Annotated in this window: 12 protein-coding genes; 1 reads left to right on the forward strand and 11 read right to left on the reverse strand. The window is 62.4% G+C overall.

Features of this window, described 5'->3' with window-relative positions:
- Positions 1 to 93 precede the first annotated feature (93 nt).
- The 7 genes from kdpB to BLS13_RS18910 form a co-directional block, all read right to left on the reverse strand.
- Positions 94 to 2,124 (reverse strand): potassium-transporting ATPase subunit KdpB, encoded by a 2,031-nt coding sequence (gene kdpB / locus BLS13_RS18885; protein WP_093454455.1) that lies wholly within the window; start codon positions 2,122 to 2,124, stop codon positions 94 to 96.
- Positions 2,125 to 2,137: 13 nt separating this feature from the next.
- Positions 2,138 to 3,841, reverse strand: a complete 1,704-nt coding sequence (gene kdpA, locus BLS13_RS18890; protein ID WP_093454457.1) for a potassium-transporting ATPase subunit KdpA — start codon at positions 3,839 to 3,841, stop codon at positions 2,138 to 2,140.
- Positions 3,842 to 3,854: 13 nt separating this feature from the next.
- Entirely contained in the window at positions 3,855 to 3,944 is a 90-nt protein-coding gene (gene kdpF, locus BLS13_RS18895; RefSeq protein WP_037526596.1) for a K(+)-transporting ATPase subunit F, read from the reverse strand.
- A gap of 4 nt (positions 3,945 to 3,948) precedes the next feature.
- The gene (locus tag BLS13_RS20810) at positions 3,949 to 4,116 is read right to left on the reverse strand and encodes a hypothetical protein (protein WP_156083912.1); all 168 of its coding nucleotides are present in this window, start codon (positions 4,114 to 4,116) and stop codon (positions 3,949 to 3,951) included.
- A 165-nt stretch (positions 4,117 to 4,281) separates the two neighbouring features.
- The gene (locus tag BLS13_RS18900) at positions 4,282 to 4,479 is read right to left on the reverse strand and encodes a protein-tyrosine phosphatase family protein (protein ID WP_093454459.1); all 198 of its coding nucleotides are present in this window, start codon (positions 4,477 to 4,479) and stop codon (positions 4,282 to 4,284) included.
- Between the two features lie 30 nt (positions 4,480 to 4,509).
- Positions 4,510 to 5,130, reverse strand: coding sequence for a GTP cyclohydrolase I FolE (gene folE / locus BLS13_RS18905; RefSeq protein WP_093454461.1), 621 nt, complete (start codon positions 5,128 to 5,130; stop codon positions 4,510 to 4,512).
- Between the two features lie 121 nt (positions 5,131 to 5,251).
- Complete coding sequence (locus BLS13_RS18910; RefSeq protein ID WP_093454463.1) at positions 5,252 to 5,821, reverse strand: cytochrome b; 570 nt, start codon at positions 5,819 to 5,821, stop codon at positions 5,252 to 5,254.
- 119 nt (positions 5,822 to 5,940) lie between these two features.
- Between BLS13_RS18910 and BLS13_RS18915 the strand changes: the two genes are divergently transcribed.
- Positions 5,941 to 7,377: a glycosyltransferase family 2 protein gene (locus tag BLS13_RS18915; protein ID WP_093454465.1), complete on the forward strand. Its 1,437-nt coding sequence runs from the start codon at positions 5,941 to 5,943 to the stop codon at positions 7,375 to 7,377.
- A gap of 154 nt (positions 7,378 to 7,531) precedes the next feature.
- Here the strand turns inward: BLS13_RS18915 and BLS13_RS18920 are convergent, their stop codons facing one another.
- The 4 genes from BLS13_RS18920 to BLS13_RS18935 form a co-directional block, all read right to left on the reverse strand.
- Complete coding sequence (locus BLS13_RS18920; RefSeq protein WP_093454467.1) at positions 7,532 to 8,407, reverse strand: metallophosphoesterase; 876 nt, start codon at positions 8,405 to 8,407, stop codon at positions 7,532 to 7,534.
- 137 nt (positions 8,408 to 8,544) lie between these two features.
- A complete protein-coding gene (locus BLS13_RS18925; RefSeq protein WP_093454469.1) occupies positions 8,545 to 10,374 on the reverse strand; it encodes a cytochrome c3 family protein in 1,830 nt (609 codons plus the stop codon).
- Between the two features lie 10 nt (positions 10,375 to 10,384).
- On the reverse strand, positions 10,385 to 11,257 hold the full coding sequence (locus tag BLS13_RS18930) for a hypothetical protein (RefSeq protein ID WP_093454471.1): 873 nt from the start codon (positions 11,255 to 11,257) through the stop codon (positions 10,385 to 10,387).
- Positions 11,257 to 13,704, reverse strand: a complete 2,448-nt coding sequence (locus tag BLS13_RS18935) for a cyclic nucleotide-binding domain-containing protein (protein ID WP_256325977.1) — start codon at positions 13,702 to 13,704, stop codon at positions 11,257 to 11,259. Before BLS13_RS18935 ends, BLS13_RS18930 begins: the two co-directional genes overlap by 1 nt.
- Positions 13,705 to 13,919 lie beyond the last annotated feature (215 nt).

Consider the following 13,919-nt stretch of genomic DNA (forward strand, 5'->3'; position numbering starts at 1 on the left):
ATCCTCAAGGAGCAGTTGGCCGCCGCCCGCCCCCTCCGTCACCTTCGGCGACACCTCCCCCTGGCGGGGGGAGGGTTGGGAAAGGCTGCTCCCTCACGCCAGATGCATCCCCGACACGATCAGATCGATCAGCTTGATGCCGATGAACGGCGCCACCAATCCACCCAAGCCATAGACGGCCAGGTTGCGGGCAAGCAGCGGCCCCGCCCCGATCGGCCGGTATTTCACGCCCTTGAGCGCCAGCGGCACCAGCGCCGGGATGATCAGCGCGTTGAAGATGATCGCCGACAGGATCGCGCTCTGCGGGGTCGAAAGGCGCATCACGTTGAGCACCGACAGCCCCGGATAGAGCACCACGAACATCGCCGGAATGATCGCGAAATATTTGGCGACATCGTTGGCGACCGAGAAGGTTGTGAGGCTTCCGCGCGTCATCAGCAATTGCTTGCCGAGGCCCACGATCTCGATCAGCTTGGTCGGATCGCTGTCCAGATCGACCATGTTGCCCGCCTCGCGTGCCGCCTGCGTGCCGGTGTTCATCGCCACGCCGACATCGGCCTGGGCGAGCGCCGGCGCATCATTGGTGCCGTCGCCGCACATCGCCACCAGCTTGCCGCCCTGCTGCTCCTTGCGGATCAGCGCCAGTTTGTCCTCGGGCGTCGCCTGGGCCAGGAAGTCGTCCACCCCCGCCTCGGCCGCGATCGATGCGGCGGTCAACGGATTGTCGCCGGTGATCATCACCGTGCGGATGCCCATCTTGCGCAATTCTCCGAAGCGCTCGCGGATACCCGCCTTGATCACGTCCTTGAGGAAGATCGCGCCGAGCAGCCGCCCGTCGCGTACCACCGCCAGCGGCGTGCCGCCCGCGCGTGCGATCTCGTCGGTCGTACGGCGAAGCTCGGCGGCCGCGCTGCCCTCGGCCGAAGCGGGGTTGGCCTTGAAGATCGAATCGACCGCGCCCTTCTGGATCGTCGAGCCGCCGATGATCACGCCCGAAATGCGGGTCTGCGCGGTGAACGGGATCACTTCGGCGTCGACCGGCAGCATCGCCGTCATCACCCCGTGCTTCTCCCGCGCGAGCACCACGATCGAGCGGCCTTCAGGCGTTTCATCGGCCAGGCTGGCGAGCAGAGCCGCCTCGGCGAGCTCGGCGATCGAGACACCTGCCACGGTCTTGAACTCGCTCGCCTGCCGGTCTCCGATCGTGATCGTCCCGGTCTTGTCGAGCAGCAACGTATCGATGTCGCCCGCCGCCTCGACCGCACGGCCCGATTTGGCAAGGACATTGAACCGCACGAGTCGGTCCATGCCGGCGATGCCGATCGCCGACAGCAAGGCCGCGATCGTCGTCGGGATCAGGGTGATCAGCAGAGCCGCGAGAATCGCCACCGGGATCGATCCGCCGGCAAAGATCGCAAAACCCGGAATGGTGCCGACCGCGATCAGGAAGATGATCGTGAGGCCGACCAGCAGGATCGTCAGCGCGATCTCATTGGGGGTCTTCTGACGCTCGGCGCCCTCGACCAGCGCGATCATGCGATCGAGGAAGCCCTGCCCCGGCTCGGCGGTGATGCGCACCTTGATATGATCGGAGATCACCCGCGTGCCGGCGGTAACCGCCGATCGATCGCCACCACCCTCGCGGATCACCGGTGCGCTCTCGCCGGTGATCGCCGCCTCGTTGACCGAAGCGACACCCTCGATCACCTCACCGTCGCCGGGAATCAGATCATTGGTTTCAACAAGCACGACCTCGCCGGCCTGGAGAAAGCTCGCGGGAACGATCTCATAGGTATCGCCGACGCCGAGCAGGCGCTTGGCCTTGAGATCGGCCTTCGTCGCGCGCAGCGAGGCCGCCTGCGCCCGGCCGCGCCCTTCGGCGATCGCCTCGGCGAAGGTACCGAACAACACGGTGAGCCAGAGCCAGATCACAAGCTGGATCTGAAAGCTGATCGCCAAGCCACTGTGGCCGGTGAACAGCAGCACGGTAAGCAGCATCGCCACGGTAGCGGTAGTGAACATCACCGGGTTGCGGACAAGCTCGCGGGGATCGAGCTTGCTGAAGGCGTTGCCGATCGCGGGAATGACCAGATCGGCGGTAAAAAGCGACTGTGAACGCGCCATGATAAGTCTCCGATCAGAACAGCTGGCCGCGGATCATCGCGAGATGATCGGCGATCGGGCCCAAGGCGAGGCCCGGCAGGAAGGTGAGGCCGCCGACGATCAGGATGATGCCGATCAGCAGGCCGATCCACAGCAATCCGGTCGTCGGAAAGGATCCCGCCCCCGCCGGCACATAGCGCTTGGCGGCGAGCGATCCGGCGATCGCCAGCATCGGGATGATGATGAAGAATCGGCCGATCCACATCGCGACACCCAGCAGCCCGTCATAATAAGGCGTCGAGGCGGTCAGGCCGGCAAAGGCCGATCCGTTATTCCCGACCGCACTGCTGAACGCGTAGAGGATCTCGCTGAAACCATGCGGCCCCTTGTTGAGCGGCCCGGCCAGCCCCGCCGGCAGGACCGCGCTGACCGCGGTGAAGCCGAGGATGACCAACGGCAGCACCGCGATCGCCAGCACCGCCAGCTTCACTTCGCGCGCCTCGATCTTCTTGCCGACATATTCGGGGCTGCGGCCGACCATCAGACCGGCGACGAACACCGCCAGGATCGCGAACAGCAGGAAGCCGTAGATGCCCGCGCCGACGCCGCCGACCACCACCTCGCCGAGCTGGATGTTGATCAGCGGGATCATCCCGCCCAGCGCGGTGAAGCTGTCATGCATCGCATTGACCGCGCCGCATGAGGCATCGGTGGTAACGACCGCGAACAAGGTCGATGCCGCCATGCCGAAGCGGACCTCCTTGCCCTCCATATTGCCGCCCGGCACGCCGAGATGGTGGAAGATCGGATTGCCCGCCGCTTCCTGAGAATAGCAGACGATGACGCCGATCAGCACCATCACGATCATCGACATGAGGATCGCCCAGCCCTGCTTGGTGTTGCCAACCGCCTTGCCGAAGCACCATGTCAGGCCGAAACCGATCACGAAGATCGACAGCATCTGCACGAAATTGGTGATCGCGCCGGGATTTTCGAACGGGTGCGCGCTGTTCGCGTTGAAGAAGCCGCCACCATTGGTGCCGAGCATCTTGATCGCTTCCTGGCTGGCCACCGGCCCGAGCGAAATCACCTGCTTGGCGCCTTCGATCGTGGTCGCGTCGATCGATCCTGCCAGGGTCTGCGGCACGCCGCTCGCCATCAGGAAGATCGCATAGACGATGGAGATCGGCAGCAGCAGATAGATCGTCACCCGCGTCATATCGGCCCAGAAATTGCCGATCGTGCTCATCTGCCGCCGCGCGAAACCGCGAAACAAAGCGAAAGCGAGCGCGACGCCGGTCGCGGCGCTGGCGAAATTGTGGATCGTCAACCCCACCATCTGGCTGAACTGGCTCATCGTGCTTTCGCCCGAATAGCTCTGCCAGTTGGTGTTGGTGGTGAAACTGACTGCGGTGTTGAATGCCAGGTCGGGCGCCAGATTGGCAAACCCTTGCGGATTCCACGGCAGCCACGCCTGCGTGCGGAGTATGGCATAGGTGAGCAGCAACAGCGCCGCGTTGAAGATCAGCATGTGGATGGCATATTTGCGCCACCCCTGCTCGGCGCTCGGATCGATGCCGGACAGCTTGTAGAAGCCGGTCTCGATCGGTCCCAGCGCGACATGCAATGGCGTGCGCCGGCCCTCATAGAGCGCGAACAGCCACTGTCCCATCGGTTTGGTCAGCAGCAGCAATATGACGAAGAAAAGGGCGATCATCGCCCAGCCCGCATAGGTCATGACGGCCTCCCCTTCAGAAGCGTTCGGGCCGTGCAAGCACGGCAACGAGATAAAGGAGCAGCCCGAGCGCGGTCACCGCGCCCAGCCAGAGATCGATGCTCATAGGGTCAGGCCTTGTCCGCGAGGCCGACATAGCCGACGCTCAGCGCCAACAGCGCGAGGATCAGCGCGATCCAGTACAGGTCCAGCATGGCAAGCTCCGTGATGATATCCGAAGCATGCCGATTAGGCGCGGCCCGCGTTGACTTGCCATGCGGGATTGCGGGCCGGGGCATAAAGAATGCGTAAGTTTTGAAGCGATGGCGTCGCGAGCGAGAAGCCACTCGGGCGTTCAAATATTCTTTGGCGCGTCATCCCAGCGCAGGCTGGGATCCCTCCAAAGCTTGTTTTCAAGAGACTGGCTTGGAGCGATTCAAGCCTTCGCTGGAATGACGATAAATCTAAGCCGATTTAAACCGATGAGGCAGCGCGACAGCCGTCGCGTCGCCGATGAAGGCCGCCCAAACGCCGCCCGGTCTCCAGATCGTCTCCATCGCTTCGCGCGCCTGCGCCTCATCCATGCCGAGCAGGTCCCGACGATAACGACAGAGAAATGCCGAGACGCTCGTCGCCAGCTTTAGGGCAAGGGCGAGCGGCATCCGCCCGCCCCCTCCCGTCCGAGTCCAAACCTAGCCCAAGCCCATCAGGCTGAGCACTTCCTTGCGCGTTCGGTCGTCCTCGCGGAACACGCCCATCATCCGGCTGGTCGTCATGCCGACGCGCGGCGTACGCACGCCGCGTGCCGTCATGCATGCATGCGTCGCCTGGATGACGACGGCGACGCCCAACGGTTCGAGGTGCGTCCAGATACAATCGGCAATTTCCGCCGTCAGCCGCTCCTGAATCTGCAGCCGGCGCGCAAAGCCCTGCAACACGCGCGCGAGCTTCGAAATACCGACGACCCTCTTGTCGGGCAGGTAGGCGATATGGGCATGGCCGATGATCGGCGCCATATGATGTTCGCAATGCGACTGAAACGGAATGTCTTTCAGCAGCACGATCTCATCATAGCCGCCGACTTCCTCGAACGTGCGGCTGAGATGATGGGCCGGATCTTCCTCATAGCCCTGGCAATATTCGCGCCACGCGCGGCCCACGCGGGCTGGCGTGTCGACCAGCCCCTCGCGCTGCGGGTCATCGCCGGACCAGCGGATCAGCGTCCGTATGGCTTCCTGCACATGCTCGGGAACTTCCAGCTTGCCCTTGGGGGTGAGGCTGACGGCTTCCTCTTCGTCGCTTAATATCGACATTCTTCGAACGTTCCTCTTTCCTATCCTTATCGCCGCTATTGCATATGGGAAGCCAAGTCACCGATGTCAGCGCCCTCGCGCGTCCTGAAGTGCGACTTTTATTAAATTTCAGAACGCCCCCTCAGCGCAGCCACATCCGCCGAAATTCGGCCTCCCGATCGATAAACTGATGTTTCATAGCTCCCACTATGTGAAGGAGCACCAGCGCCGCAAGCCCATATCCCCCGATTTCGTGAATTTCGCCGAACAGGCCGTGCAGCATTTCCTTCGTATCCGCCGGCAGGCTGGTGATGAAGCCCAGCCGCGGCCAGCCGACCATACCGAACAGATACATCGGATGGCTCGCCGCATCCTTCCACGCGGAATCGTGCAGCCATCCCGTGATCGGCATGAACAGCATCAGGATATACAGGCCGAAATGGCCCAGATGCGCCAGCGCGCGCTCCCAACCCGCCATGCCTTCGGAAAATGGCGGAGGCTTATGGCCGGCGCGCCACAATATGCGCAGCAGCACCAGACCCAGCACCGTGATCCCGATCGATTTATGGGTGTCGATCGCCGGGCGCACCCACCCTTCGGGCAGATCGTCCGCGAGCCAGGCTATCAGCAGATTCACGATCATGAATATCGCGATCAGCCAATGGAGAATGATCGCGGTTGTTGTATAGCGCGAAACTTCATGGGACGGCATCAGCGCTTCCTTATTAGCTGCGGCGGTTGCGAGCGGAATTCTTTACGGCCATAGGGCGTCTCAACGCCGGTTCCAGCCGAACCGGGTGCGAAATGCAAGCATTCGGACTACGTACCGGTATGACGACATCCCTCGAAAGCCGTTTTGCGGTGCTTTCCCCTCGCCTGAACCGGCCGCCGCTCACGTTCGCCAGCGCGGCGCTGCATGGCGGCGCGTTGTTGCTGCTCGCCTTCCTGATCGTACAGGCCTGTTACCGTACCGGTATCCTCGCCTGGTCGGTCGGCATCGCCTATATCGCTTATGATACACTGCTGCTGGCCTTCGTCGGCATCAAGACCTGGCCGCTGCGCCACGCTCGCCCGCAGGACCAGCCGGCAACGCCACGGCCCAGCCTGGCGGTGCTGCTGGCCGCGCATAACGAGCAAGCCGTGCTGGTGGCAACGGTCAATGCTCTCGCGCGCCAGAGCGAACCGCCCGAAATCATCATGATCACCGATGATGGGTCGACCGATGCCACGCCGCAGGTGCTGCTCGATGCCTTCGCGATGGAAAAAGCTCCGTATGGCGAGGTCGCGACTTCACCATTGTTGCCCTCGCTACGCTGGCTGCGGCTTCCGCACGGCGGCAAGGCGCGTGCGTTGAACGCGGCTCTGGAACATGCCGGTTGCGAAATCGTACTGACCGTCGATGCCGATACGATCCTCGCGCCCGACGCGATCGAAGCCATGCGCAGCGCCTTTCATCGCGAACCGGAACTGGTGGCTGCAACCGGGTTGCTCGCGCCGATCTGCGATCACAGCCTCTCGGGCCGCTTGTTCCAGTGGTTCCAGACCTATGAATATGTTCGGAACTTCGTCTCGCGTTATGCCTGGATGCAAGTCGACGGGCTGCTGCTGATATCGGGGGCCTTTGCCGGCTTCCGCCGCGATGCCCTGAGCGAAGTCGGTGGGTTCGATCCCGAATCCATGGTCGAGGACTATGAGTTGATCCACCGGCTCCACCGCTTCTCGGTCGATCATGATCGCGGATGGAAAATCCGGGCCGTGGGTGAGGCGCGGGCCTATACCGACGCCCCCGGTCACCTCGCCGCCTTCCTCAAGCAGCGGCGGCGCTGGTTCGGCGGGTTTCTGCAAACGCAATATTGGAACCGCGACATGGTCGGGAATCCGCGCTTCGGCCGGCTGGGCACGATGATGCTGCCGGTTAAGGCGTTCGACACAGTCCAGCCGATTTTCGGCCTGATCGCCTTTTTCCTGCTGATCTTCTTCCTCGCGACCGGTCGTTTCGTGCTGATCTGGCCGATCCTCGCGATCATGCTCGCCAAGATCGTGATCGATCTGAGTTTCCATTTCTGGTCGATCGCGCTCTATCGGCGCTGGTCGGGCGATATGCTCCCCAAAGGCGCCGCTCGCATATTCCTGGCGTCGCTGATCGAGCCGTTCAGCTTCCAGTTGCTGCGGCACGTCGGCGCGACCTGGGGCTGGGTTGCCTTCCTGACCGGCCGATCGACCTGGGGGCGGCAAGAGCGCAAGGGCATATTGGCGCGCCAACTCTGAGGATATTGCCATTCCTCCCCGAGCTTGCTCGGGGAGGGGGACCATCCGAAGGATATTGGAGGGGCGCCGCGTCAGCGGCGGCTACGCCACCGCCCCCTCCACCGCTCTTCGAGCGGCCCCCCTCCCCTTTCCGGGGAGAAACTTGGAAACACGCCTACCCGTGCGCGGCGCGTGCCTGAACATAAGGCGCATCATGCTCGTCGCGCAGCGAGCGAACGAGCGGCTGCAATTTGTCGTCGAACCGCGCCAGCACGGGATAGTCGCCGATCGAGACATGATGGGTAACGAACGTCTCGCCGGTCCATAGATGCAGTGCGGCGCCAGGCGCCTCAGCCACGATCATCCGGCGTGCATCGGGGCGCTCGGCATCGATCGGCGCCATTTCCAGCGCGACCTGCGGTGCGGTTGACGGGCTGATCGCGAGCATCCGGCCCCGCCAGTTGGTGGTGATCGAACGATGAATATGGCCGCAGATCAGCGTAACGCCCGGACGATCGCCAATCACCGCGTCGAGCGCGATCACCCAGGGCTCCATCGGGCCGGACGTCATCCAGGGAATGCCCGTCTCGATCGGTGGATGATGGAGCACCATCATCACCGGCTTGCCCGGCACCGCATCGAGCTGCTCGCGCAACCATGCCGCGCGGGTCGAACAGAATGCGCCTCCGTGCAGGCTGTCATCCATCGTATCGAGCACGATGAAACGCACCTCGGGCCGATCGACGACATATTGGACGAAACCATTGACGTTCGGCAGGTGCGGAAACGCGTGACGCAAAGCCGCACGATCATCATGATTGCCGACGCATAGATAGACCGGGAAGGCCAAAGCGCGAATCTTGTCGCGGAGCCGTTCATAGCTCTCGATCTCGCCGCGGTCGGCCAGATCGCCCGAAAGAAACAGCATATCCGGCGTCACCGCCAGATTGCCGAGCCAGTCGAGCGCGATATTGAGCCGCCGGGCATTGAGTTCTTCGGGATTGCCGGCCTCGAACCCCAGATGCAGATCCGTAAGCTGCGCAATCAACATCTGCTCGCCTCGCCCATTTTCGGATTGCTTCCGACGTTGTCGCCACGCGTTCCCCAACGCACCGGAAGTCCAGCACGTTCAGGGTCGGCGTATTGTGATCCACAACACATAAGAGATGGTTAACGCAGGTTTGCCGGTCAGGCTCCGCCGGCGGCCTTCACTGCCTTCTCATCGACATGGGCCGGCGTGCTGTTACCGCGAACATGATTAGTCCGCACCATCAGCGGCGCAAAGCCGGTGCGGTGATAATCGTGACACATCGCACAGCCCGACGGCACCGCCTTGTGCGCGTCCTGCCCGCCATGGCATTCGCGGCACCGCGCGATTTTCGGCAGGTTGACGTCGCTCGCCTTTGTCGAATTGGCGACCCCGTGGCAGCTCGCGCAGCTTTCGGTGTCATGCGCGGCATGATCGAACCAGCCCTTGGCCATATAGCGCTTGGCCAGCACGACCGGCGCCACGGCAAAGGGAACGCGCGCATTGCCGGTCGGCGCGATCACATGGCAATCGAAACAGGCGCCCCCCTTCGAGAACACCGCCCGGATCGCCGTCTCGGCATTTCCGCCGCGCGTCACCATGCCCTGCGCATAATCGACCGCAGCCGCCGGGTTTGCGAACATGCCCGGCCGGCGTCGCTCCATGCCCTGCACCGCAGCCCCGCGGAACATGCCCGACGAGCGGTAGAAGGCCCGGATATCGGCCACCACCTGCGCCGGATCGCCATGGCGCAAGGTGCGTACGGTTCCGCCCACCTGATCGAAAGCGAGCGAATGGCAGGCGCCGCAAGCCGCTTCCATCTTCACCGGGGCAAAGCTGTTGCCGGTCGTATCACGGCGATGGCAGTTCGCGCATTCCAGCGGCTTGCCATATCCTTCGCCCCCGCCGAGCGTCTTCGCCATCTGCGCGACGCCGTTGATGGTCGAAAGGTGCATCTTGTGCGGGAATTTCAACCCACTTTCTTCCTGCGGATCGGCATCGAGCGACACGCGCCGCTGCATCGGCACGCCGCCCAGGCCGACGAAGCGAATCTTCGGCTGAAACTGCGGATGGTCATTACCGAAATCGGAGGCATTGAGCAGCTTCGTGTCGGCCAGGTTCTTGCTGAGCGAGCCATGGCAGTTCGTGCAGAAACGCTGATCGGTCGTGGGCATCGCTGTCGCGCCCTGATGCTCGGTATGGCATTCCACACACCGCCCGGGCGGGATATTGAAGACACCAGCCACAAGATGCCGGGCCTTTTCGTTCAAGCTCGGCGAACCCTTCGCAACCGCAAGTCGCTTGGGATCGGCATGGTCGTGGACCTTGGTGTGGCAGGCGACACAGGCGTCGTCGCGCACGGCAACGCCAGGGCTGACGTGGCAGGCCTTGCAATTATTCTCGAGCGATTTGTGCGCAAGCGACAGCGCGCCTGACGACCACATCTCGTCGGCGTGAAACGCCACCTTTTGCGGCGCCTTGGGGTCGCGCATCTGCGATGAAGCGATCGGCCATATCAGGAAAAGTCCGAGCACAAGCAACACGAAGCTCCAGGCGAGCACGCGCTTGCCGGGCATGACGCGGGCCAGGGAGAAGACATGGGCCTCCTCCTTTTCCTCGGACGCATTGGACAGCGCCCCCACGCGTTCGACCGTAATGATCGTCGATCCGGATTCCTCGCCTTCGCCGGCCGCGATCGTCAGCGCATGAGCACCGATATGGATATCGGCGCCGCGCTGGACATCGATCGTGGCATGCTCGACCGACTTGCCATCGACGATGAACGGCAGGCCCGCCGCAGCCGCAATCTCGATCCGCCCCTGCCCGGCCGTGCGGATGACTGCATGATGGAGCGTGACCGCGAGGTCAGGCAGATGGATGTCATTTTCGGTGCCGCGGCCGATGCTGAGTTCGGTCTGCGAAAACGCCTTGGGACGGATGATGTCGCGGCCATCGGCGGTGCGCGCAACCGTGCGAACGATGAAGCTCATGGGTGCGATCTCACCAGTAATAGAAGACAGCGACGATGTGCACGATCAGCGCAGCGATAAGCGCGAACGTGAGCGGCACATGGATCTGGAGCCAGATTTCGAGGATCGATTTCAAACGAAGATGTTTTCGGATCCGTTGCAGCGCCGATCGCTTTCGTTCGAGCAGGACTTCGACAAGGTCGAGCGAGTCATTGCCATAACCGGCCTGCCGCGAAGGATGTTCGCGCACTGCCTGCAACGCCCGGCGGGTGCCGCACTTCGGATAGCGCCCCGTCAATCGGGCGATGAGGCCGCCACCGAACGGATCGTCGTTGAGCGACATGCGCACGATGTCGGCCTGGTCATGCGGCAATGGCTGCGCCGCATCGTGCAATTGCCGATCGATCATCCGCAGATTGTCAAGCATCTGCAATTGTGTCGTTTCACCGCGATTGGCCGACAGCGCCTGCGGCACATTGGCATAAGCGACCACACCGAAAATGCCCGAACCGATGACCAGCATCATCAGCACATACGCCAGCGTATGAACGTTCCAGCCGAACTGGAAACCCGTGTGCAGGGTGCCGATCACGATCAACGACAGTCCGAGATAGACGTGCGCCGACGTCCAGCTCTTGAGCGACCAGCGACCGGGCGTAATCGCCCGCTTGCGAATGCCCAGCATCGTCAGCCACAGGATCAGCAGGACGCCGATCGTGCCCATCGTATAGCCATACACGCTGCCGCCATTCGGGCGAGGCTGCACGTCATTGAACGCGTAGATCAGCAGCGCGACGAACGAAATGGCCAGTGCAATCTTGAGCCAGCGAAAACCCTGATGGCGCAGGAAGCTCTCGTGATCCGACTGGCGGACGCGACCTGTGGGGCGAGCCTTGCTGGCCATCAGGCATCTCCCCGCTGCAAGCGGGCCACCGACAGGAATTCCTCGGGAGCGACGCGAATGGCGGCACCGGTCGGGCACGCACGCACGCAGCTCGCACCGCCCTCGATCCCCGAACACATATCGCACTTCACCGCCCGCTTGGCCTTTTCGACCCCCTTGGGCATGTTCGCATAAGCCCAGTCATGGCTGGCCTCGCCTGGCCCCGGCCCTTTGCCGAACAGGAACCATGTCCACAGGCTCGGCTTCTTGGGTGGCTCCTTCTCCATCCGGATCACGCCATAAGGGCAGTTGCGCTGGCAATTGCCGCAGCCGATGCATGTCTCGTCGATATAGACCTCGCCATCCTGGCCGCGATGGATTGCGGTCGGCGGGCAATCGGCCATGCAGTGCGGATGCTCGCAGTGACGGCAGCTCGTCGGCACATGCAGATGTGCGAAGGTGCGCCCGGCTTCGCGATCGAGCCGCGAGATGCCGTCATGGCTGTCGGCACAGGCCTTTTCGCAATTGTCGCAGCCGACGCAGAGGTTTTCGTCGATCAGCAACACGTCGGTCGCCTCGCCGACACCATTGTCGACAAGGAAATTCGCGGTCGCCGAATACATGTCGACAACACTACCGAAGCTGTCCTTCTTCGCCTCGATGAACGAGGCCAGATCGGTCCGCTCGCCCATCGCGGTCTTGGCCTGGGCGAAGAAGGTCGGCTGCGCCTCGAGAAGCGCCCGAAATGCGTCGCCGTTGAGCTTGATCACCTCGGATTTGACCGCGGCGCGCACGGTATTCTTGCGAACGCCGTTGTCGAACAATTCAAGCTCGCCGACATAATTGCCGGCTGGGACATAGGACAGGAAGATCGGCTTGCCACCGATATTCTTCTCGACGACCATCGATCCCGAACGGATCACATAGACGTCGCGGCTCTCGTCGCCTTCACGGAAGATCGCCTCGCCGGCACGAACCGCCTTGATCTCGGCCGTTTCCAGCACGCCCGCCAGATCGGCGGACTGCAGGCCCGATTGCCACATCTGCAACAATTGGCGCTCGGTCGAGATCCGGGTTACCGCGCGCTTCACGGCCGGCACAGATGCCATCAGCTTCAGGATCGCGTTACGCGGAATATCGACGACGATCGTGTCGTCGATCGAACGGATTGTCGATCCGCGGCGGCGTCCCGAAACCAGACCGACTTCACCGAAGATCGATCCTTGCGGAATTACGATGCCGGTCGAGCGTCCATCGGGCAGCGGAATGTCGACCTTGCCCTGCGCGATGCAGAACAAGGACGATCCCGGCGCATTCTTTTCGAAGATGATCTCGTTCTTGCCATAGGCCTTCACCTCGGAATCGAGCATGAATTCGCGCATCTGCAGCGGCGACAGCTCATTCAGGATGGTGACGCTGGTTCGAATGAATTCGAGCCACTCATCGACCGATCGTTTCTGCGGCAGATAAACGAATTTCTTTTCGAGGATCGGCTCGTCGGCCGGTTTCAGCGCGGTATTGCCGTTGATGAACTCGACGGCGTCATAGCCCTGGTTCATGCAATGCTTGATCAGCGGATAGCCGGCCAGCGCGCCGATCACATAGATGCCCGGATTGGTCGATTCGAACGCCGGTGACAGTTTCGGGAACGCCTCGCGATCCTCGCTGGTGAATTCGATGCCGCATGCCTCGATGAATTTACGCGGCGCGGCGGAGCCCATTCGGGCGATGATGCGATCGCAACGAAAGCGAGCTTCGCCATCGCGCGTATCGAGGACCAGATAGTCCTTTTCGACGCGATTGGGGGACGCATCGGTGATGATGTTCATCCGGCCTTCGTCACGCGCCGCCATCAGCAGTTTGACGTTGGCGCTCTTGGCGCGGCTGAAATCGGCAGTGCGGTTGACGATCGAAACGACGTTGCCCTGCGCGACGTCAGCCGCGAGACCGAGTGCGTTTTCGATACCCGCGTCACCGGCACCGATGACGGTGATATGTTCGTCGACATATTCGCCCGGATCATCGAGCTGATACTGCACATGCGCCATGTCGCCGCCCGGCACGCGCATGAGATTGGGGTTGCCCTGCGTCCCGATCGCCAGGATGATCGCCTCCGCGCGGATCGAAGTTCCGTCGGTAAGCCCGATCGTGAAATCGCCCTTGGCGCCGGAGATCGCCTTCACTTCGCTCTTCAGGCGAACGTTGATCTTTCGTTCCGCTGCCTGCTTGTCCCACGTGCCGAGAATGGCTTCGCGTTTGCCGGCATCGAAATCCATGTCGGCGCGAAGCACGAGCTGGCTGGGCGTCGCCATCACGTGCTTGCCCTTCTGATACTTATAGATCGTATCGGAAAGATGATCGGTCTTCTCAAGCAGCACGTGTGAGATACCCAGGCTTGCTGCATGTGCCGCGGCGCTAAGCCCCGCCGGCCCCGAGCCGACGATGGCAATCCGGTAGATGTCCGCCACTGAACCCCCTGCCCCCACTATTCGGAATCCTTTTACGGTTCCCGTCTTGTCGCCATGTTGCCCCATCGTTGCGCACGCAATCGACGATGCCATCCGGCTCTGCCCGACTCCACTCTATCAGCTTCGCCGTGAACCGCTAGACATTCGTTGCAATTCTGTATGAAGAACCTGATTAGTAACGAGATAGGAGAAATTCGTGAACGAAGGCAGTCCGG

Origin of the sequence: Sphingomonas sp. YR710 (assembly GCF_900101455.1) — a bacterium.
Classification (GTDB): Bacteria; Pseudomonadota; Alphaproteobacteria; order Sphingomonadales; family Sphingomonadaceae; genus Rhizorhabdus.

Excerpts from the sequence above, each read along its gene's own strand:
- kdpB (WP_093454455.1), bottom strand. The coding sequence starts at position 2,124 with ATGGCGCGTTCACAGTCGCTTTTTACCGCCGATCTGGTCATTCCCGCG.
- kdpA (WP_093454457.1), bottom strand. The coding sequence starts at position 3,841 with ATGACCTATGCGGGCTGGGCGATGATCGCCCTTTTCTTCGTCATATTG.
- kdpF (WP_037526596.1), bottom strand. The coding sequence starts at position 3,944 with ATGAGCATCGATCTCTGGCTGGGCGCGGTGACCGCGCTCGGGCTGCTC.
- BLS13_RS20810 (WP_156083912.1), bottom strand. The coding sequence starts at position 4,116 with ATGCCCCGGCCCGCAATCCCGCATGGCAAGTCAACGCGGGCCGCGCCT.
- BLS13_RS18900 (WP_093454459.1), bottom strand. The coding sequence starts at position 4,479 with ATGCCGCTCGCCCTTGCCCTAAAGCTGGCGACGAGCGTCTCGGCATTT.
- folE (WP_093454461.1), bottom strand. The coding sequence starts at position 5,130 with ATGTCGATATTAAGCGACGAAGAGGAAGCCGTCAGCCTCACCCCCAAG.
- BLS13_RS18910 (WP_093454463.1), bottom strand. The coding sequence starts at position 5,821 with ATGCCGTCCCATGAAGTTTCGCGCTATACAACAACCGCGATCATTCTC.
- BLS13_RS18915 (WP_093454465.1), top strand. The coding sequence starts at position 5,941 with ATGACGACATCCCTCGAAAGCCGTTTTGCGGTGCTTTCCCCTCGCCTG.
- BLS13_RS18920 (WP_093454467.1), bottom strand. The coding sequence starts at position 8,407 with ATGTTGATTGCGCAGCTTACGGATCTGCATCTGGGGTTCGAGGCCGGC.
- BLS13_RS18925 (WP_093454469.1), bottom strand. The coding sequence starts at position 10,374 with ATGAGCTTCATCGTTCGCACGGTTGCGCGCACCGCCGATGGCCGCGAC.
- BLS13_RS18930 (WP_093454471.1), bottom strand. The coding sequence starts at position 11,257 with ATGGCCAGCAAGGCTCGCCCCACAGGTCGCGTCCGCCAGTCGGATCAC.